The organism is Streptomyces albiaxialis (genome assembly GCF_039530985.1).
GTDB classification, from domain to species: domain Bacteria; phylum Actinomycetota; class Actinomycetes; order Streptomycetales; family Streptomycetaceae; genus Streptomyces; species Streptomyces albiaxialis.
Genome location: NZ_BAAAPE010000015.1, coordinates 47668 through 66212, shown reverse-complemented (window position 1 = coordinate 66212; position 18545 = coordinate 47668). Strand labels below are relative to the sequence as shown.

Genomic DNA, 18545 nt, shown 5'->3' with positions numbered 1-18545 from the left:
CGGCCGGTCCGGGAGGAACCATGCCGGAGCTGCCGGAAGTCGAGGCCCTGCGCGGCTTCTTGGAGGAGCGGCTGACGGGCCGTGCCATCGCGCGTGCGCTGCCGGTCGCGGTGAGCGTGCTGAAGACGTACGACCCGCCGCTGAGCGCCCTGGAGGGCCGGACGTTCAGGAGCGTGTCCCGGCACGGCAAGTTCCTCGGCATGGAACTCCCGGAACCGCCGGGCGGGGGCGGGGCGGACGGCGGCGGCCTGTGGCTCGTCGTCCACCTCGCCCGTGCGGGGTGGCTCCAGTGGAAGGACAGCTTCCCGGCGGCGCCGCCGCGCCCCGGGAAGGGGCCGCTCGCCCTCCGCGTCGAACTCGCGGAGGGCGGCGGTTTCGATCTCACCGAGGCGGGCACCCAGAAGCGCCTGGCCGTGTACGTGGTCCGCGACCCGGCCGACGTGCCGGGTGTCGCCCGGCTCGGCCCCGATCCGCTCGCGGAGTCCTTCACGCGCGAGGAGTTCGCGGGGCTGCTGCGCGGGCAGCGGCACCGGATCAAGGGCCTGTTGCGCGACCAGTCGGTGATCTCCGGTATCGGGAACGCGTATTCGGACGAGATCCTGCACGCCGCGAAGATGTCCCCTTTCAAGGTCGCCGACGAGCTGACGGAGGACGAGATCTCCGGGCTGTACGGGGCCATGCTGGCCACCCTCACCGCGGCCGTCGAACGGGCACGGGGCCTGTCCGCGGCGGAGTTGAAGGCGGGCAAGCGGATGGGGCTGCGGGTGCACGGCCGGGCCGGGGAGCCGTGCCCTGTGTGCGGGGATACCGTCCGGTCGGTGTCGTTCCGGGACTCCTCGCTGGAGTACTGCCCGACTTGTCAGACCGGCGGAAAGCCCCTCGCCGACCGCCGGATGTCCCGTCTGCTGAAATGAGCCCATGCCTCACGAGCCCGCCACCCAGGACAGCAAGAGCACCCGGGCGAAGAGCACGAGCACCCGGGCGAAGAAGGAGCGCGAATTCGACATCGTCCTGATCGGGGCGACCGGTTTCACCGGCTCCCTGACGGCCGAGTACCTCGCACGGCACGCCCCGGTGGGCTGCCGCTGGGCGGTCGCGGGCCGGGACACCGCGAAGCTGGAGGCCCTGCGCCACCGGCTGGCCGGGATCCGTCCCGAACTGGAGTCGGACGACGCGCTGCCGCTGCTGCGCGCCGACGTCACGGATCCGGCGTCCGTACGTGAACTCGCCGCCCGTACCCGCGTGGTGGCCACGACCGTGGGGCCGTACATCCGGTACGGCTCGGCGCTGGTCGCGGCCTGCGCCGAGGAGGGCACGGACTACGTGGACCTCACGGGCGAGCCCGAGTTCGTCGACCTGATGTATCTGCGCCACCACTCGCGCGCCCGCGAGACCGGCGCCCGCATCGTGCACTCGTGCGGTTTCGACTCGGTGCCGCACGACCTCGGGACGCTCTTCACCGTGGAGCGGCTGCCGGAGGGGGTGCCACTGAGCGTCGACGCGTACGTACGGTCGAACGGGGCGTTCTCCGGCGGGACGTACGAGAGCACGCTGCTGGCCTTCGCGCGTGCCGACCGTATGGCGAAGGCGGCCAAGGCGCGGCGGGCGGCCGATCCGCGTCCCGAGGACCGCAGCGTACGGACGCCGCTGGGCCGGATCTCGCGGACCCCCGCGTACACCGGGCTGGACGCGTGGGCGGTGCCGTTGCCGACGATCGACGCGCAGGTCGTCGGGCGTTCCGCGGCGGCCCTGGAGCGCTACGGGCCGCGCTTCCGCTACAGCGAGTACGCGGCGCTGCGGAGCCTGCCGCTGACGGTGGGCGCGGTCGCGGGCTTCGGCGCCGCGTTCGCCGCCGCGCAGGTGCCGTCGCTGCGCAAGCTCCTCGCGTCGCGGCTGGAGCCCGGTGACGGGCCCGATCCGGAGCGGCGGGAGCGGAGCTGGTTCTCGGTGCGCTTCTTCGGCGAGGGCGGGGGCCGTCGCGTGGTCACGGAGGTCTCGGGCGGCGACCCGGGGTACGACGAGACGTCCCGCATCCTGTCCGAGGCGGCGCTGTCCCTGGCCCTCGACCCCCTGCCGGAGACATCCGGCCAGGTCACCACGGCGGTCGCGATGGGCGGCGCGCTGACGGAACGCCTGATCGCCTCAGGGCTGGGCTTCCGGGTCGTGGAGGAGTACGAGATCTGAGCGCACGGCGCTCTGCCCTCTCTCCCTCCCCCCGGGCCCCTGGGCCCGCCCGCCCCTCGCCCGGCACCCCCGGCCGGACCCCGCCGGGGTGCCGGGCGTGCGCGGGGCGCCTAGCGTCGCCCGCATGGCGATCTCCAAGGTCGGCGGCGGGTCCGGGCCCGGGGAGCCGACCGACATCTACGCGCATCCGCTGAGCGCCCGGCAGCTCCCCAAGCACCGCATCCCGGACGGGCCGCACGACCCGGACACGGTGTGCCAGCTCGTCCGGGACGAGCTGGACATGGACGGGAACGCGGCGCAGAACCTCGCGACGTTCTGCACCACCTGGAGCGCGTCCCAGGTGCACACGCTGATGGACATCAGCCTCGTCAAGAACATGATCGACAAGGACGAGTACCCGCAGACCGCCGAGATCGAGAGCCGGTGCGTGCGGATGCTCGCGAACCTCTGGCACGCGCCGGAGCAGAGCGAGGCCGTGGGCTGCTCGACCACGGGTTCGAGCGAGGCGGCGATGCTGGGCGGGCTCGCCATGAAGTGGCGGTGGCGCAAGGCCCGCGAGGCGGCGGGCAAGCCCGCCGACCGCCCGAACCTGGTGTGCGGCCCGGTGCAGGTGTGCTGGGAGAAGTTCGCCCGCTACTTCGACGTCGAGCTGCGCCGGGTGCCGCTGCTGCCGGACGCGACGGGCATGCGGCCCGAACAGTTGCGCGCGTACGTGGACGAGAACACGATCGGCGTCGTCGCGATCCTCGGCGTCACGTACACCTGCGACTACGAGCCGGTGCGGGAGTTCTCCGACGCGCTGGACGCGATCCAGCGGGAGACGGGCCTCGACGTCCCGCTGCACGTCGACGCGGCGAGCGGCGGCTTCGTCGCGCCCTTCCTCCACCCGGACCTGGAGTGGGACTTCCGGCTGCCGCGCGTGGTGTCGGTCAACGCCTCGGGCCACAAGTACGGGCTGGCGCCGCTGGGCGTGGGCTGGGCGGTGTGGCGGGACGCGGAGATGCTGCCGGAGGACCTGGTCTTCCATGTCTCGTACCTGGGCGGGGACATGCCCACCTTCGCCCTCAACTTCTCCCGCCCGGGCGGCTCGGTCATCTCGCAGTACGCGCTGCTGCTGCGGCTGGGCAGGGAGGGGTACCGGCAGGTCCACCGGAACTGCGCGGACACGGCCGCGGCGCTCGCCGGGAAGATCGCCGACGCCGGCCCGTTCACGGTCCTGTACGACGGGAAGGGCGCCCTGCCCGCGCTGTCCTACACCCTCAAGGACCCGGATCCGGGCTTCTCCCTCTACGACCTGTCCGACCAGCTCCGGATGCGCGGCTGGCTGGTGCCCTCGTATCCGCTGCCGCCGGACCGAGGGGAGACCGTGATCCAGCGGGTCCTGATCCGGCACGGCATCAGCAGGGACAAGGCGGACCTGTTCTTCGAGGACCTGCGCGCCTCGCTCGAACGGCTGCGCGGCACGGGGCCCGGCGCGAGCGCGCCCCGGGTGGGGTTCCACCACTGACGCCGAAGAGGCCGGAAACCGTCGTTGCCGATGGGCCCCGTGTGCCGTAAGGATGCGGTTCATGGGGGTGGAGGACGAGTTGAGTCCGGACAGCGCGCGGAGCACGGCCGAGTTCCTGGGTCTGCTGAAGGAGCTGAGAGTACGCTCGGGACTGACCTACCGTCAGCTCGAGGAGCGGGCGGCGCGGAGCGGTGATCCGCTCCCCCGCAGCACGGTGTCGGCCATGCTGCGCGGCAGGACGCTGCCCCGGCACGAGCTGCTGGCCGCGTACGTCCGCGCGTGCGGCGACGGCGACCGGCTGACGGCGTGGCTGGAGGCCAGGGACCGCCTCGCGGCCCGGCCACCGGACGCGCCGCCTACGGCCCCGCAGGCGGAGGGAAACGATCCGCCTCCGCCCACGGCACCCCGGCTGCCCAACCCGCGCAAGCTGACCGTCCCCGTCTCGATCGTCGCGGCGATACTGCTCGTCACCACGGTCTGGTTCCTGGCCTCGGGCAACGACACGGGAGACGGCGGCGACAGGGTCGGCGGCACGGGCGCACGGACCACGGCGGATGAGTCGGTCTCGGAGAGATCGGGGTCGGAGGGGTCCGGGCCGTCCTCCGGACGGAGCCCGTCCGCGCGGAAGGGGCTCGCGGCAGAGGTGGTGCGCGGCGCGGTCCGTATCCGGCCGTTGTCGGCGCCGCGGCTCTGCCTGACGGACGGCCACGTCGAGGACGGGCGGTACGAGCCGCTCGTCGCCGTCCAGCGGCCGTGCGACCGGACGGCTCCCCAGAAGACGGTCGTACGGGCCGTGCCGGGCTCTGAGGCGCATCGCGTCGAGTGGCGCCATCCCGAGTTCGGCACCGGCTGCCTCAAGGTCCTGGAACACGGCCCCGGCACGGGCCTGCTGGAGCCGTGGGACGCCTGCGAGAAAGCGACCCCCTTCCGGTTCGAGCGCACGGCGCCCGGCTCCGACACGTACGCCTTACGGATAGACGAGGAACGGTGCGTGGCCATCAGGGGCGGCTCCGGGAAGGAAGGGGCGGAGGCGGTGGCGCGGAAGTGCGCGGACGAACGGGCCCAGCGCTTCCGCGTCGAACCGGCACCGTGACACGGCCCGGCAGGAGACGGCACGCGACGACGGCGACGCCCTTCCCCCGTCCGAAGGCGTCACCGTCGTGCCCGGTGCCCGACACCGGTCAGGTTCGGGCGCGGACGCCGGGGCCGCAACGGCCTTACGGCGTCCCGGACATGAAGCAGGCGTCCACGCAGGTCAGCGGCGCGTCCGGGACAGAGGGCGTCCGGGACACCGGTTGACCGGGGGCGTCCGCTCGGCTTGCATGTGCGCATGACGCGCACACCGACGCCCGCTCCCGCCCCCGCCGGTCAGCCGGAGCTGCCCACCCTCCCCTTCGCCTCGCGCGCCGAGTGGGAGGCCTGGCTGGAGGAGCGGCACGGCGAGGCCGACGGCGTCTGGATCAAACTCGCCAAGAAGGGCACGGGCGTCACCAGCGTGAGCTACGCCGAGGCGGTCGAGGTCGCGCTGTGCTTCGGCTGGATCGACGGGCAGTCCCGCCGCCTGGACGAGACGTACTGGCTCCAGAAGTTCACCCCTCGCCGGTCCCGCAGCAAGTGGTCGCAGATCAACCGGGAGCGGGCAACGGAGCTGATCGAACGCGGCCTGATGCGGCCCGCCGGGCTGCGCGAGATCGAGCGGGCAAAGGCCGACGGCCGGTGGGAGGCCGCGTACGCGAGCCCGAGCCAGGCGAGCGTCCCCGACGACCTCCAGGCCGCACTGGACGCGAACGAGGCGGCGCGCGCGTTCTTCGCCACGCTCGACGGCCGCAACCGGTACGCGATCCTCCACCGCATCCACGACGCGAAGCGCCCGGAGACGCGCGCCCGCCGCATCGAGCAGTTCGTGACCATGCTCGGCGAGGGCCGCACGCCGCACTGAGCCCGAACACGGACACCAGCACCAGCACCAGCACCAGCACGAGTGCCGTGCTCGCTCATCGCGCGGTCCAGCCGCCGTCCATGGCGAGGACCGACCCGGTGAAGAACGCCGCCTCGTCGCCCGCGAGACAGACCACCGCCGAGGCGGCCTCCTCCGCCGTCCCGATGCGGCCCAGCGGGTGCAGGGAATCGAGCATGTCCAGCGTCTCCTGGCTGTCGCCGACGAAGGCGCGGTACCTGGGCGTGTCCACGGTGCCCAGGGCGAGGGCGTTCACCCGGATGTTGGCGTGGGCGTACTCCAGGGCCGCGGCCTTCGTCAGGCCGATCACTCCGTGCTTTCCGGCCGTGTAGGAGCTGATGCCGCCGCTGATGCCGACGGCACCGAGCGTCGAGGCGGTGTTGACGACGCTCCCTCCGCCGCGCCGCCGCATCGCGGGTATCTCGTGCCGCAGCGGCAGGAACACGCTGGTCAGCAGCGCGGTGACGTCCGCCGCCCACTCCTCGGGGCTCATCTCGTCGATCTGGCCCGTGGGGCCGAACTCCCCCGCGTTGTCGAACGCGACGTCGAGGCCGCCGAAGGCGTCCTCGGTGGCACGCACGAGCGCCGCGACGTCCTCGTCCTTCGTCAGTCCTTCGTCACGTCGGCCGGCACGGCGAGCGCGGTGCCGCCGGCCGCGGTGATCTCCTCCGCGACCCGCCCGGCCTCCGGGCCCCGCCGGTCCGCGAGCACGACGCTCGCGCCCTGCGCCGCCATTTCCCTGGCGGCGGCCTCGCCGATGCCCGACGCCGCTCCGGTCACGGGCGCGACCTTGCCGCGCTGCCGCAGCCGCAGCCGCAGCCGCAGCCGCCCGACTGCCGTTCCCGTCGCCATCCGCGTCGCCGTGCCGGTCGCCGTTCCTTCCGTGCTCATGGCTGATCCCCTCCACCGCTCAACTACATCCGTAGTTCCCGACGGGCGCCATACTCCACATATAGTTGCCGGGTGTGGGGCCGGTCCTCAGGTCACGGCGTCCAGATAGACCCAGGCGCCCTCGTGGCGCACGAACCGGCTGTGCTCTTCCTGCGTGCCCGGGCGCCCGTCCGCCGTGTAGTGCGCGCGGAACGTGACCGTGCCCTCCGTGTGGAACGCGCTGCCTCCCGTCGTCTCCACGATCTCCAGCCCCGTCCAGCGCGGACCGTCCGCGAGGTCGAGACGGCCGGGACGGGTGCTCGGGTGCCAGGTGCGCAGCAAGTACGCCTCGTCCCCCACGGCGAACGCCGCGTAGCGCGAGCGCATCAGCGCCTCCGCCGTCGGCGCCGTCGCCTCCCCGCCGTGGAAACGCCCGCAGCACTCCCCGTAAGCGGCGGGCAGCCCGCACGGGCACGGAGCGGACGGATCGAAGGAGCGGGCGGCGGACGGAGCGGGCGTACGGCGGGGCGGCCGGGGGCGTCGTCGGGACATGCCCCCATCCTCTCCGACGGGCCCCAGACCCCCGTCAGGACCACTCGTTGCGGCGAATCCGGCGCGCGGCGCGCATGTCCGGGGCCAGCGGTGGCAGGCACGCGCTGAGGACGTCGACGGGATGAGGTCGACGGGATGAGGAGGCGGCTTCCATGCGGCCACGCCTGCGCGACCATGTGCGCTTCCTGGAACGGCCCGACGGCACCTACGTCCACGCACCGCACGGCGGCACCCTGCTGCCCGGCGCCCATCTGCACGCCTGGCTCGACCGGCTCGCGCCCTTCCTGACCGGCGAGCACAGCCTGGCCGAACTCGTCGAGGCACTGCCGCCCGAGCAGCGCGAGACCGTGGAGCGGCTGGTCGGCACGCTGGCCGAGGGCGGGTTCGTGACGGACGCCGTGCCGGAGCGCCCGCACGGCCTCAGCGCCGACGAGCAGCGGCTCTACGCCGAGCAGTTGGCCTTCCTCCGGTACGCGGCGGACTCCGCCGAGCATCGCTTCGAACGCCTCCGTGCCGCCCGCGTGGCGCTCTGGGGGGACGGCCCGCTGCTCGCGGAGGTGCTGCGGCTCGGGCTGCGTTCGGGGTGGCGGACGGTGGAGGTGACCGTCCCGGACGGAGCGCCCGCCGAACCGCTGCGGCGCCTCGCGGCGACGGCGCGCAAGGACGCGCTCCAGGAGGTGACCGTGCGCCGGGCGCCCGGCACCGCGCCCATGCCGCCGTACGAGCTGCGCGTGCGGCTCGCCGACGACGAACAGCCGCCGGAGGAGGGGGCACTGTGCCGGGTCGCGGCCGGGAGCGAGGCGGTGTGGATCGGCCCCGTGGGCGGCCCCTCTCCCCCGGCCGAGCTGGGCACGCACCCCCTGGAGACGCTGGACCCGGCGGCGCGTGCCGTCGTCGCCGCGCAGGTCGTGCTGGTGTGCCTGCGACATCTGACGGGGCTGGAGGGCGAGGACGGCCGCCCCTCCCGCGCCGTACGGGTCGATCCGCAGGCGCTCACCACCTCCGAGCACGTGGTCACGCACCGGGACCCGGGCCCCGTAAGGCCCCGCGCGGGGCGTACGGCGCGGGAGGTCGCGGCGTGGTGGGACGCGCCCGGGCTCTCCCGCGAGGAGCTGGACCGGCGTGCGGCACGGCTCACCGACGCGCGGACGGGCGTGCTGCGCGCGGTGGGCCCCGGCGCGTGGGCCCAGCACCCGTGGTGGACGTGCCGGGCCGAGGTCCGTGTGCCGAGGGGCGGCACGCTCGCCGTCGGCGGGTACGGCCGTACGCGCGAGGAGGCACGGGAGCGGGCGGTCCTCACGGCCCTGGCCGCCCGCGCCACGCGGCTGGAGGAGGCGGCACCCGGGACGGGCCGTCCGGCGCACGGCCGGGAACTGTGCACGGGCGCGCCGATCGAGATCCCGGGCCCGGCCGACGGCGACGGAGGCGGTAACGGGGACGGCGACCGAGACCGCGACGGTGCCCTGGCGGTGACGGCGGGCGGGCTCAGCGTGCCGGAGGCCGCGTTCCACGGCGTACGGGCGCTCGCGGAGCGGCTGCTCGTCGCGCGGCTGAGCGGCTGGCGCACGCCGTTCCCCGAGGTCGGGGGCGCGGGGGCCGAGCCGCACACGGAGGCGTACGCGCTGCTGCGCGCGACAGGGCTGGAGGTGCGGGTCCACGATCTGTCGGCGGTGCTGGGCGGCCTCCCGGCGTTCGCGGTCACGCTCGACGGCGCGACGGTGGCGCTGCGCTGCGGGGCGCGCCGCGACGAGGCGCGCGCCGAGGCGCTCGGACTGGCACTACTGGCCTGGCAGTCGGCGACGGCGGGCGAGCCGGAATACGCGCCACCCGTGGCGGGCGCGCTCCCCGAAGACCTGCGCGGTCCACGGGACCGGGCCCGGCCGGGGCACGTCCCGCCAGGGCTCGTCCCGCCGGAGCCAGAACGGACCCCGCCGGAGCAGGAGCGGGTCCCGTCCGGCGGCGCCCGGCGCGGGCCGGGGCTCGTGGCGGCGCTCGCGGCCGCCGGTGCGCGCCCGGTCGCGCTGCCGGTGTGCGCGGACCCGGTGGTGACGGCCGCCGTGCCGTCCCTCGTGCGCGTCGTCCTGGTGGAGGGGAGCCCGGAGTGACCGAAGTCGCCGACAGGGCGGAGGAGAACGGGCCGCGCGGCACACGGGGCGTCCGGCTGTGCGGGGACGAGGAGCTGGGCCCCTGGCTCCTGGGGCGGTGCGCGATGCCGCCGCCGACGGCCGGGGTCACGGGCGTCTGGCTGGCGTGCGTGCGCGAGTACGGCGACGCGCCACCCGCCTGCTACGCGGAGGCGGAGGCCGAGGCGTCCCGATGGCTGCCGCTCGTCTGGGAGCCCGGGGCTCTGCTGGTGGGACCGGCGGGGCTGCCCGGGGAGCCGGGGTGCCCGCGCTGCGCCTGGCTGCGCAGGCGCCGCAATCTGCCGCTGCCGCCCGGGAGCTGCGGCCCGCCGTACCACGCGCCGCCTCCCGGCCCCGTCCTGGACGCGGCGGGCGCGCTGGTCGCCGGTGAACTGGCCGCCCTCGCGGCGCTGCTGGCGCCGACCGCGCGCGGCGAGGGCGCGCCGCCGCTCCGTACGCGCGGTGCGCTGTTCCGCGTCGGCACGGGGCGCGGCGTGATCACCCGCCACCCGGTGCTGCCCGATCCCGTGTGTGAGCGGTGCGGGCCGCTGCTGCCCGCCGCCGACCTCGATCCGCTGCCGGGCCGCGCGCGGGTGTCCGCGCCCGGCGCGCTGCGCACGCTGACCGGCGCGGACGTCGCCGAACGCGCCGGGCGGTTCGTCGACCCGTACGTGGGGCTCGTCCACGAGGTGCGGGAACGCGCGGACGGCGGGCGCCCGGTGGCCGTCGCCGTGCGCGAGCCCGCACGCGAGCGGCCGGAACTCGCGCACGGCCACCGCCACCGCCACGGCCACGTCTACGGGTACGGATACGGCCACGGGGCCGACTTCCGTACGGCCGCCTCGACCGCCGTGCTGGAGGCGCTGGAGCGGCTCGGCGGCGAGCCCACGCCCGCCGCCCTGGCCCGGCGCGGCCCGACCGCCCCGTACCGCGACGTGGCGGAGCACGCCGTCCCCCCGCCCTCCTTCGGCCTGCACCCGGACGCCTCGTACAACCGTCCCGGCTTCCCGTACGTCCGCTGGTCGGAGGCGTGCGAGACGGAGTGGGCGTGGGCCCGGTCGCTCACCCGGGACCGGCCCGTGCTGGTGCCAGCGGGGCTGGCGCACCACGCGGATCCGCGCCCGGCGCGCCCGCTGTTCGTGCAGGAGCTGTCCAATGGCTGTGCGCTGGGCGGCAGTCTGGCCGAGGCGGTGCTGCACGGGCTGCTGGAGGTCGCCGAGCGGGACGCGTTCCTCGCGACGTGGTACGCCCGGCTGCCGCTCACCCGTATCGACCTCGACTCGGCCCCGGACCGGCGGATCCCGGTGCTGGCCGCGTGGGCACGGGAGCGCGCGGGCCGCGAACTGATGGCGTTCGACGCGACGTTGGAGCAGGGCGTTCCGGCGGTGTGGGTGATGGCGGTCGCGCGGCAGGGCGGGGCGGCCGGGCGGCGGCCCGCCGTGCTGTGCGGGGCGGCCGCGCGGCTGCGCGCCGAGGACGCGCTGCGCGCGGCACTCGACGAACTGGTGTGCACGCTGCTGGCGCCGCCGCGGCAGGACGGGGAGCGCGCGGCGGCGATGCTGCGGGACCCGTTCGCGGTGCGCTCGATGCCGGACCACGAACTGCTGTACGCGCAGTCGGGGGCGTACGGGCGGCTCTCGTTCCTGCGCGCGGACGGCGAGCGTACGCCGGTGGCCGTCCTCGACCGGGCCCGTCCGTGGCCCTCGTCGGACGATCTCGCGGAACACGTACGCGAACTGGTGCGGCGGTACGCGGAGGACGGGATGGAGGTGCTCGTGGTGGACCAGACGCGGCCCGAGCACCGCTCTGCGGGGCTGCGCTGTGTGAAGGTGCTGGTGCCGGGGACGCTGCCGATGACGTACGGGCACGCGTTCCGCAGGATCGAGGGGCTCTCGCGGGTACGGACGCTGCCGCGCACGCTCGGCTTCCGCGCGGACGCGCTGACGGAGGAGGAGATCAACCCGCACCCGCACCCGTTCGCCTGACCCTCGCCCCCCACAGCCCCCGGAACGCCCGCGCGGCGCCGGGCCTTGAGGGCTCGGCGCGCGCGGCAGGGTGGGACGGGGTGCGGGTCAGGTGCCGTGCTCGACCGCCGTCAGGTGGCCGTCGCAGCGCGGAACGGAGAAGCCCTCGGCCTCGGCCTCCTCCGTGCGGAGGTCGGACAGCGCGGCGGCGAGCTGCGTCGAAGCACTCATGGCGATTCCCTTCGTGCGGCCTGCGTCAGGGGGCGTGCCGGACCGGACCGTTCCGGTACCGCTGAATGGCTTGCCTTCGGCCCTCCGCGGCAATCTGGGCGCCCCCCAGGTTCACCCCTCGGGGCGAAGCGGCCCCCGTGAAACCCGCTCATCCCCGCACTTCTCGAATGGGGTGCCGAGTACGCCCTCCGGGTCGTAACGCTCCCGGACGGCCGCGAGGCGGGCGTGGTTGGCGCCGAAGTAGGTGTGGCGCCAGCCGGGGCGGTCGGCCTCGGCGTAGTTCTGGTAGGCGTGGCCGGAGGCCAGCGGACCGATCTGCTGGTGGAGTCCGTCGAGCGCCTCGGCGGTGCCCGCGCGGGGCCCGCCGGCCGGGGGCCTGAACTGCGAGAGCATGCCGAAGAGATGGCCCCGGTGCACCATGGCCGTGGCCCCGGCGGGGACGCGGTTGTAGGCGCCGCCCAGGGCTTCGAAGTCGCAATTGCGGCTCTCGCCCGGCGCGAGGTCCCGCTCCAGCGCGTGGATCAGCTCGCGCGCGGCGCTGGCCGGGAGCGGGCGGTCGAAGAACTCGTGCCTGCGCAGCACGAGCGGCAGCCGCCCCTCGGACGCGCCGCCCCAGAAACGGAGCGAGGCGCGCTGGCCGTGGCTCGCGGTCGCGTAGCTGTCGGGCTCGCGGCCGACGGCGGCGACCAGCTCCGCGAGGTGCCGCTCCAGGTCCTCCCGTTCGCCGAGCCAGGCGCCCCCGACGGCGGCGGGCGCCAGCCCGTCCCAGGGTTCCCCCGCGGTGAGCCCCATCATGGTGGACAGCGCGTCCGGGGCGCCGGGCCCCCATTCCTGCCAGGCGGCGAGCACCTTGGCGCGCCAGCCGAGGGGCCAGCTCAGCAGGAAGTCGGTGACGGGCAGTTCGGGGTACGTACGGAACTCCAGCTCCGTCACCACGCCCAGCCCGTAGTGGCCGCCGCCGCGCAGCGCCCAGAACAGGTCGGGATGCCGCCCCTGGTCGCACTCCACGACGCGCCCGTCGGCGAGGACCACGCGGGCTCGGGCGAGGCTGTCGAGCGCGAAGCCGTACCGCCGCCCGACCGTGCCCATGCCGCCGCCCAGCGTCAGCCCGGCGACGCCCACGGTGGGGCACAGGCCGGTCGGGACGACCCGGTGCCGCTCGTCCAGCGCGTCGGCGAGCCCGCCGGTCAGGGTGCCCGCGCCGCAGACCGCGCGCTCGCCCGCGACCGTGACGGCGTCGAGCCGCGCCAGGTCGAGCACGAGGCCGGGGCCCGTCGAGAACCCGGCGAAGCAGTGGCCCCCGGCGCGCACATGGACGGCGAGCCGGTGGGCGCGGGCGAAGCGCAGGCCCTCCCGCACGTCGTCCTCGCCCGCGCACCGCAGCACGGCGCGGGGGCGTGCGTCGTCGTGCCGCGCGTCGGCGGTACGGCGCGCCGCGGCGTACTCCGGGTCGTCCGGCAGCACCAGCTCGCCGCCGAGGCCGCTCCGGAGGGCTTCCCAGTCCGTGTCACCCCGTACAAGTGATGACGTTACGTAAGCAGTCACACACGCTACGTATCCATTTCTGTACAGCCCAACACGCCGACGACCGCCACCCGTTCGACGCATCCTCGCGCCCTGCCCGCCAGCGCACCGCACTGAACTGCTACGGTCGCGCACCGTGATGGATGAGAAGCGGACAGTGGCGATCGTGGATCAACTCGGCTTCCCCGCCGTCGCGGTGGTGCTCCCCTCGCAGGCCCCGGAGCTGAGAGCGCAGGTCGACTACGCCCCGTTGTGGCCTCCCTTCCTCTTCGCCGCGCCCAGCATGCGGCTCTACGCCCCGCTCGCCGAGCGCTGGCCCTACGCGCAACTCCTGCTCACCGACCGGACCTCGGGCGGGCTGCTGGGCTGGCTGGACACCGCCCCCTCCTACTGGGACGGGGCGGACGCGCGTCTGCCGGGCGGCTGGGACGACCTGATGCGCCGCGCCGTCGACGGCCTGAGCGCGGGCCGTACGCCGACGGCGCTCGCGATGATGTCGCTCAACCTGCTGCCCGACGCGCGCGGCAGGGGCCTGGGCGCCACGGCGATCGAGCTGAGCCGCGCGCTCGCCGGGCGGCTCGGCCTGCGCGCGGTGCTCGCGCCCGTACGGCCGACCCTCAAGTCCGCGCACCCGCACGTGCCGATGGAGGAGTACGTGGCACGGCTGCGGGCCGACGGGCTGCCCGAGGACCCCTGGCTGCGCGCCCATCTGCGCGCGGGCGGGCGCGTGGCGGGCATCGCGGAGGAGTCGACCGTGATAGAAGCGCCGCTCGCGGACTGGGAGGCGTGGGGCGCGGAACTACCCGCCGACCGCGCCGGTACGTTCACCCTGGACGGTGCGCTCGTGCCCGTCCGTATCTCGCCGGACGGCCGTACGGCCCGCTACACGGAGCCGAACGTCTGGGTCGTCCACCCGCCCGCCCGTATCCCCGCGCAGCGCACCCGCGAGGGGCGGCTCGCGCGCTGAGCGACGTCCCGGCCGCGAGTGCGGGCCGCTCGTCCCCCACACGGGCGGGCTCGCCGCACGGACGGGGGAAACGGGGGCGGGGTGGCCCTTCGCGCCCGTACCGCGCGGTGAGGATGCGGGCCATGTCACGACTTCGCCCGCGGGCCCTCGCCCGCCGCGCCCTGCCCCTTCTGCTCGCCGCCCAGGCGGTGTTGCTCCCCGCCGGTCTCGTGTCGGGGACCGCCCACGCCCAGCAGCTCTCCTGTCCGCCCACCGCCTGCGGCTCCGTCTCCACCGGCCCCGTCTCCCAGGCACCGCCCAGTGAGGGCCCGTGCACCAGCCCGGACAAGGCCGTGTGCCTGGTCAGGAGCCAGACGCCGGAGGAGCGGGAGAAGTCCCGCGAGATCCGCGTCCGTTACCACGAGCTGCTGGCCGAGATGGACCGTACGGAGTGCGAGATGCGGACCGAGGGGCGCTCCGAGGAGGAGATCGCCCGGAAACTCGTCCAGATGCGGAATGAGGCGAAGCACATCACCCGTGCGGGGATGAGTCCCGACGAGGTCCGGGTGCTGGAGGAGCGGAACCGGCAGAAGTACGGGAACCCGCTGGGGCCGACCGCGGATCAGCTCTACGCCAAGTACGGGTCCTGGCGGGCCGTCAGCGACGCGGCCGGCCGCACCAGTGTCGCCGTCGACCACGAGCTGGGGCTTGAGTACCGGCCTTGTGGTTGCGAGGCCGAGCGGGCCGCGTAGCTTTTTTCCGGTGCGCCTGCCGGGGCGGGGCTGTCCGCCGCCGGGCGGCTGCCGCTCCGGGGGTGGCTCGGCGCGCAGTTCCCCGCGCCCCTTGAAGTCTCCCGCCGCGTGCGGGCCCGTGGGGGTGCGCCCGCCAGCCCGGGACTGTGCCCCGTCGCGCGGCTGCCGCTTGAGTGTGGCTCGGCGCGCCGTTCCCCGCGCCCCTTCAGGGCTCCTGCCGCGTGCGGGCCTGTGGGGGTGCGCCGTTCCCCGCGTTTCTGGGGCTCGGCTCAGGCTCAGAGCGGTGTGGCTGCCTTCAGGACCAGGAAGAGGGCCATCGTGGCGTTGAGGGAGGAGACGGCGGAGACCGTGGTGCCGAGGGCGGCGAGGAAGGCGGCGCCGCCCGCGAGGCTGGCGGCCGGGGGCCAGCTCCGGGACGGGGGGACCGGTCCCAGGAGTGCGGCGACGCGGCGGGGCACGGGGCCGCCCGCGGCGAACGCGGCGATGCCGGGGGCCCGGCCGCCCTCCCCCGCCACGAGCGCCGCCTTGGCCACGGCGCGGGCCGTCACGCGGCGGTCGCCGATCTCCCGGGCGGCGTCCTCGTCGGCCCAGCGTTCGGCGTTGTAGGCGACGGCCTCGCGCAGGGGGCGCAGGAGGGGGTTCGCGCAGGCCGCGAGGCGGGCGGCGAGCAGGTGGCGGTGGTGCCGGCCCGCCAGGTGCGCGCGTTCGTGGGCGAGGAGGGCGCCGCGTTCGTCCTCGGCGAGCGCGGACAGCATGCCGGTGGAGACCACGACGCGGGCCGGGCGGGCGCCCGTGCCGGGCAGCGCGTACGCGTAGGGCGCGGGGTCCGGGAGGACGGCGGGCCCCTCGGGCGGGAGCCCGGCGAGGGCGCGGTGCGCGTGCGTACGGACGCGGCGGTGGCGGCGCAGGTCGAGCGCGGAGGCGCCGAGGACGAGGTTGAGGGCCGCGATGGCGGTCGTGCCCGTCCAGTCCGGGTACGGGACGACCTCGCGGACCTCGGGGTCGGCCCAGCCGTCCGGCAGCGGGTTGCCCGGGAGCTGGGCCGTGCCCACGACGACCAGCAGTGCCAGGCACACGGTGCTGCACAGCGCGAGCACGATGCCGAGCACGGTCAGCAGCCGGGTGGCGCCGCGCGGGTGCAGATGCTGCTCGGCGAGCCGCACTATCGGCAGCGAGGTGAGCGGCAGGACCAGGGGGAGGAAGACGAAGACACCCATCAGCGTCCCCGGCCGCGGCCGTCCTCCCCGCGCTCCGCCTCGTCGGAGGCCTCGCGCAGCAGCTCCCGCATCAGCCGCTCGTCGTCGGCGCTGAGCGAGGAGACGAAGCTCGCGAGGACCGCGTCCCTGTTCGCCTCGTTGTCGAGCACGCGGCGCATGCGCAGCGCCGCGAGCCCCGCCTCGTCGGCGACGGGACTCCAGACGTACGAACGGCCCCGGCGGGTGCGGGTGACCGCCTGCTTGGTGTGGAGCCGGGTCAGGATGGTGACGACCGTGGTATACGCCAGGTCGCCGCCGAGGCGCTCCTGCACCCAGGCCGCGGTGGCCGGTCCCGTGGCCGTGCCCAGCGCGGAGAGGACCTGTGCCTCCAGCTCGCCCTGGCCTCTGCGGCGCGACCGGCGCCCCTCGTTGCCCTCTGCCATGCGGGCAATCCTACTGAGCGGCTACCGGTCGGTGGCCACGCCCTTGAACGCCCGGGTCTGGTCCTTGATGGCCCGTTCCGTGGGGAGCCGTTCGATCGAGGAGGCCCCGAAGAAGCCCACGACGCCCTCGGTGTTGGCGAGGACGTACGCCGCGTCCTCGGGCTCGGCGATCGGGCCGCCGTGGCACAGCACCAGCACGTCGGGATTGACGCGCTTGGCCGCGTCGTGCATGGCCTGCACCGAGCGGACGGCCTGGTCGAGGGTGAGGGCCGTGCCCGCGCCGATGGAGCCCTTGGTGGTGAGGCCGACGTGCGGGACGAGGACGTCGGCGCCCGCGCGGGTCATCTCGGCGGCCTGGTCGGGGTCGAACACGTAGGGCGCGGTGAGCAGGTCGCGCTCGTGGGCGAGGCGTACGGCGTCGATCTCCAGGCCGAAGCCCATGCCGGTCTCCTCCAGGTTGGTGCGGAAGACACCGTCGTAGAGGCCGACCGTCGGAAAGTTCTGCACGCCCGTGAAGCCCATGGTCTTGAGCTGGTCGAGGAAGCGGCCCATGTCGCGGAACGGGTCGGTGCCGCAGATCCCGGCCAGCACGGGGGTGTCGTGCACGACGGGCAGCACCTCGCGGGCCATGTCGACGACGATCGCGTTGGCGTCGCCGTACGGGAGGAGCCCGGCGAGGGAGCCGCGGCCCGCCATGCGGTACCGGCCGGAGTTGTAGATGATCAGCAGATCGACGCCGCCCGCCTCCGCGCACTTGGCGGAGAGGCCGGTGCCCGCGCCCGCGCCGATGACCGGGCGTCCGGCGTCGGCCTCGGCGCGCAGGCGGGTGAGGGCTTCCTTGCGGTCCATGGGAGTTCCTTTCCGGGGGGTGTGTCGTACGTACGGGTGTCGGGCGCGGGTGTCGGTGACGGGTATCGGGCGCGGGTGTCAGGCGTGTCAGGCGTGTCAGGCGCGGGCCGTGATCAGCGCGTGCAGGCGGTCGGCGGCGGCCTGGGCGAAGGACGCGTCGTTGAGGTGCGCGTCGATCTCGTGCAGCGGGACGCCGGTGCCGTCCAGCGCGGCGCGCAGCGCGCCGAGTCCGGCGGCGTCGGCGGCGGGGTCCTCGAAGGGGCCGTCCGGCGCGTCGACGGCGGAGACGCCGCGCAGGGGCCAGAAGACCTCCGTCGGGCCGGAGGCGGCGGCGAGCTTGCGCCCGGTCTCGGCGCCGAGGGCGGCCATCTCCTCGGCCGTGGTCCGCATCAGCGTGACGGTCGGGTTGTGCACGAGGAGCGTGCGGTCCGCGAAGCGCTCGGGGACGGTCTCGCGGGGGCCGAAGTTGACCATGTCGAGCGCGCCGGGCGCGACGACCTGCGGGATCCCCGCGGCGCCGGCGGCCGTCAGCCGGTCGGGGCCCGCGCTGAGCACGCCGCCGACCAGCTCGTCGGCCAGCTCGGTGGTGGTGAGGTCGAGGACGCCGTCGAGCACCTTGTCGGCGGCGAGCTTCTCGACGGCGCGGCCGCCCGCGCCGGTCGCGTGGAAGACCAGGACCTCGTAGCCCAGCTCGGCGAGGCGGGCGCGGGCCGCGTCCACGGCCGGGGTGGTGACGCCGAACATCGTCGCGGCCACGACCTTGCGCCCGTCCCGCCCGGGCGCGGCGAGGGCGCGCTCGTGGTGGCGGGCCATCCCGGCAGCGGCGGCGGTGGCGTTGCCGAGGACGCGGGAGGAGACGGAGTTGATGCCGGCGACGTCCACGACGCTGTACATCAGCGTGAGGTCACTGCTGCCGACGTACGGGCTGACGTCGCCGCCCGCCATGGTGCTGACCAGCACCTTCGGTACGCCGAGCGGCAGCGCGCGCATGGCGCGGGCGGCGATGGCGGAGCCGCCGCTGCCCGCGGCGGCGAGCACGGCGTGCAGCTCGCCGCGCGCGTACAGGTCCTGGACGACGCGCTCGACGCCCTCGGCCATGGCCGCGACGGCGGCGCCCCTGTCCTCGGCGGCCCGCAGCCGCGTCAGGTCGTGCCCGGCGGCGCGGGCGACGCTGTCGGCGGTGACGTCGGCCGTGGGCGCCGACGGGGGCGGCGGCAGGACGCCCGTGTCCACGAGCAGCACGTCGCAGCCCTGTTCGCGCAGCCGTTCGCGCATCCAGGCGTACTCCTCGCCCTTGGTGTCCAGCGTCCCGACCAGCACCACCGTGGCCATGCCCTCACACTCCCTCGTACCTCGTCGTACGCGATGTGCGCCCATGCTCGGTCTCCACGCGCTGACCAGCAAAGACCACTTCGGGGGAAATGGCCTGCGGGGCGCGGCGGGAGGC

At 75.2% G+C, this 18545-nt stretch carries 18 protein-coding genes; 9 read left to right on the top strand and 9 right to left on the bottom strand.

The window, feature by feature from the left end:
* Positions 1-20: 20 nt before the first annotated feature.
* The 5 genes from ABD343_RS29520 (at position 21) to ABD343_RS29500 (ending at position 5630) form a co-directional block, all read left to right on the top strand.
* Positions 21-914: an Fpg/Nei family DNA glycosylase gene (locus tag ABD343_RS29520; protein WP_344532464.1), complete on the top strand. Its 894-nt coding sequence runs from the start codon at positions 21-23 to the stop codon at positions 912-914.
* Positions 915-918: 4 nt separating this feature from the next.
* The gene (locus ABD343_RS29515; RefSeq protein ID WP_344532463.1) at positions 919-2184 is read left to right on the top strand and encodes a saccharopine dehydrogenase family protein; all 1266 of its coding nucleotides are present in this window, start codon (positions 919-921) and stop codon (positions 2182-2184) included.
* A gap of 124 nt (positions 2185-2308) precedes the next feature.
* A complete protein-coding gene (gene gad, locus ABD343_RS29510) occupies positions 2309-3691 on the top strand; it encodes a glutamate decarboxylase (RefSeq protein WP_344532461.1) in 1383 nt (460 codons plus the stop codon).
* A gap of 61 nt (positions 3692-3752) precedes the next feature.
* Positions 3753-4784: a helix-turn-helix domain-containing protein gene (locus ABD343_RS29505; protein ID WP_344532460.1), complete on the top strand. Its 1032-nt coding sequence runs from the start codon at positions 3753-3755 to the stop codon at positions 4782-4784.
* Positions 4785-5021: 237 nt separating this feature from the next.
* Positions 5022-5630, top strand: a complete 609-nt coding sequence (locus tag ABD343_RS29500; RefSeq protein ID WP_344532458.1) for a YdeI/OmpD-associated family protein — start codon at positions 5022-5024, stop codon at positions 5628-5630.
* A gap of 55 nt (positions 5631-5685) precedes the next feature.
* On the opposite strand, the gene ABD343_RS29495 is transcribed toward ABD343_RS29500, so the two are convergent.
* The 3 genes from ABD343_RS29495 to ABD343_RS29485 all read right to left on the bottom strand — a co-directional run bounded on the left by ABD343_RS29495 (position 5686) and on the right by ABD343_RS29485 (position 7070).
* Complete coding sequence (locus ABD343_RS29495; RefSeq protein ID WP_344533096.1) at positions 5686-6258, bottom strand: SDR family oxidoreductase; 573 nt, start codon at positions 6256-6258, stop codon at positions 5686-5688.
* Complete coding sequence (locus tag ABD343_RS29490; protein ID WP_344533095.1) at positions 6255-6539, bottom strand: SDR family NAD(P)-dependent oxidoreductase; 285 nt, start codon at positions 6537-6539, stop codon at positions 6255-6257. The genes ABD343_RS29495 and ABD343_RS29490 overlap by 4 nt, the downstream gene beginning before the upstream one ends.
* 87 nt (positions 6540-6626) lie before the next feature.
* Entirely contained in the window at positions 6627-7070 is a 444-nt protein-coding gene (locus tag ABD343_RS29485) for a YchJ family protein (protein WP_344532457.1), read from the bottom strand.
* 152 nt (positions 7071-7222) lie between these two features.
* On the opposite strand from ABD343_RS29485, the gene ABD343_RS29480 reads away from it, so the two are divergent.
* Positions 7223-9175, top strand: a complete 1953-nt coding sequence (locus tag ABD343_RS29480) for a hypothetical protein (RefSeq protein ID WP_344532455.1) — start codon at positions 7223-7225, stop codon at positions 9173-9175.
* A complete protein-coding gene (locus ABD343_RS29475; protein ID WP_344532454.1) occupies positions 9172-11178 on the top strand; it encodes a TOMM precursor leader peptide-binding protein in 2007 nt (668 codons plus the stop codon). The genes ABD343_RS29480 and ABD343_RS29475 overlap by 4 nt, the downstream gene beginning before the upstream one ends.
* Before the next feature lie 87 nt (positions 11179-11265).
* Here ABD343_RS29475 and ABD343_RS29470 read toward each other — a convergent pair whose 3' ends face one another.
* Together ABD343_RS29470 and ABD343_RS29465 are read right to left on the bottom strand one after the other, a co-directional pair.
* Positions 11266-11388, bottom strand: coding sequence for a hypothetical protein (locus tag ABD343_RS29470; RefSeq protein ID WP_344532453.1), 123 nt, complete (start codon positions 11386-11388; stop codon positions 11266-11268).
* A 111-nt stretch (positions 11389-11499) separates the two neighbouring features.
* Complete coding sequence (locus ABD343_RS29465; protein WP_344532452.1) at positions 11500-12933, bottom strand: FAD-binding oxidoreductase; 1434 nt, start codon at positions 12931-12933, stop codon at positions 11500-11502.
* Positions 12934-13078: 145 nt separating this feature from the next.
* Here ABD343_RS29465 and ABD343_RS29460 point away from each other — a divergent pair, with 145 nt between their 5' ends.
* Positions 13079-13879, top strand: a complete 801-nt coding sequence (locus ABD343_RS29460; protein ID WP_344532451.1) for an N-acetyltransferase — start codon at positions 13079-13081, stop codon at positions 13877-13879.
* 122 nt (positions 13880-14001) lie between these two features.
* On the top strand, positions 14002-14610 hold the full coding sequence (locus tag ABD343_RS29455; RefSeq protein ID WP_344532449.1) for a hypothetical protein: 609 nt from the start codon (positions 14002-14004) through the stop codon (positions 14608-14610).
* Positions 14611-14885: 275 nt separating this feature from the next.
* On the opposite strand, the gene ABD343_RS29450 is transcribed toward ABD343_RS29455, so the two are convergent.
* The 4 genes from ABD343_RS29450 to ABD343_RS29435 all read right to left on the bottom strand — a co-directional run bounded on the left by ABD343_RS29450 (position 14886) and on the right by ABD343_RS29435 (position 18430).
* Positions 14886-15827 (bottom strand): M56 family metallopeptidase, encoded by a 942-nt coding sequence (locus tag ABD343_RS29450; RefSeq protein ID WP_344532448.1) that lies wholly within the window; start codon positions 15825-15827, stop codon positions 14886-14888.
* Positions 15827-16249: a BlaI/MecI/CopY family transcriptional regulator gene (locus ABD343_RS29445; protein ID WP_344532446.1), complete on the bottom strand. Its 423-nt coding sequence runs from the start codon at positions 16247-16249 to the stop codon at positions 15827-15829. Before ABD343_RS29445 ends, ABD343_RS29450 begins: the two co-directional genes overlap by 1 nt.
* Before the next feature lie 21 nt (positions 16250-16270).
* Complete coding sequence (locus tag ABD343_RS29440; RefSeq protein ID WP_344532445.1) at positions 16271-17098, bottom strand: phosphoenolpyruvate hydrolase family protein; 828 nt, start codon at positions 17096-17098, stop codon at positions 16271-16273.
* Positions 17099-17194: 96 nt separating this feature from the next.
* Complete coding sequence (locus tag ABD343_RS29435; protein ID WP_344532443.1) at positions 17195-18430, bottom strand: Tm-1-like ATP-binding domain-containing protein; 1236 nt, start codon at positions 18428-18430, stop codon at positions 17195-17197.
* Positions 18431-18545 lie beyond the last annotated feature (115 nt).

Bases quoted from the DNA above. Each gene is read 5' to 3' on its own strand.
- ABD343_RS29485 (WP_344532457.1), bottom strand. From the start codon at position 7,070: ATGTCCCGACGACGCCCCCGGCCGCCCCGCCGTACGCCCGCTCCGTCC.
- ABD343_RS29500 (WP_344532458.1), top strand. From the start codon at position 5,022: ATGACGCGCACACCGACGCCCGCTCCCGCCCCCGCCGGTCAGCCGGAG.
- ABD343_RS29520 (WP_344532464.1), top strand. From the start codon at position 21: ATGCCGGAGCTGCCGGAAGTCGAGGCCCTGCGCGGCTTCTTGGAGGAG.
- ABD343_RS29515 (WP_344532463.1), top strand. From the start codon at position 919: ATGCCTCACGAGCCCGCCACCCAGGACAGCAAGAGCACCCGGGCGAAG.
- ABD343_RS29435 (WP_344532443.1), bottom strand. From the start codon at position 18,430: ATGGCCACGGTGGTGCTGGTCGGGACGCTGGACACCAAGGGCGAGGAG.
- gad (WP_344532461.1), top strand. From the start codon at position 2,309: ATGGCGATCTCCAAGGTCGGCGGCGGGTCCGGGCCCGGGGAGCCGACC.
- ABD343_RS29440 (WP_344532445.1), bottom strand. From the start codon at position 17,098: ATGGACCGCAAGGAAGCCCTCACCCGCCTGCGCGCCGAGGCCGACGCC.
- ABD343_RS29480 (WP_344532455.1), top strand. From the start codon at position 7,223: ATGCGGCCACGCCTGCGCGACCATGTGCGCTTCCTGGAACGGCCCGAC.
- ABD343_RS29470 (WP_344532453.1), bottom strand. From the start codon at position 11,388: ATGAGTGCTTCGACGCAGCTCGCCGCCGCGCTGTCCGACCTCCGCACG.
- ABD343_RS29490 (WP_344533095.1), bottom strand. From the start codon at position 6,539: ATGAGCACGGAAGGAACGGCGACCGGCACGGCGACGCGGATGGCGACG.
- ABD343_RS29455 (WP_344532449.1), top strand. From the start codon at position 14,002: ATGTCACGACTTCGCCCGCGGGCCCTCGCCCGCCGCGCCCTGCCCCTT.
- ABD343_RS29505 (WP_344532460.1), top strand. From the start codon at position 3,753: ATGGGGGTGGAGGACGAGTTGAGTCCGGACAGCGCGCGGAGCACGGCC.
- ABD343_RS29450 (WP_344532448.1), bottom strand. From the start codon at position 15,827: ATGGGTGTCTTCGTCTTCCTCCCCCTGGTCCTGCCGCTCACCTCGCTG.
- ABD343_RS29445 (WP_344532446.1), bottom strand. From the start codon at position 16,249: ATGGCAGAGGGCAACGAGGGGCGCCGGTCGCGCCGCAGAGGCCAGGGC.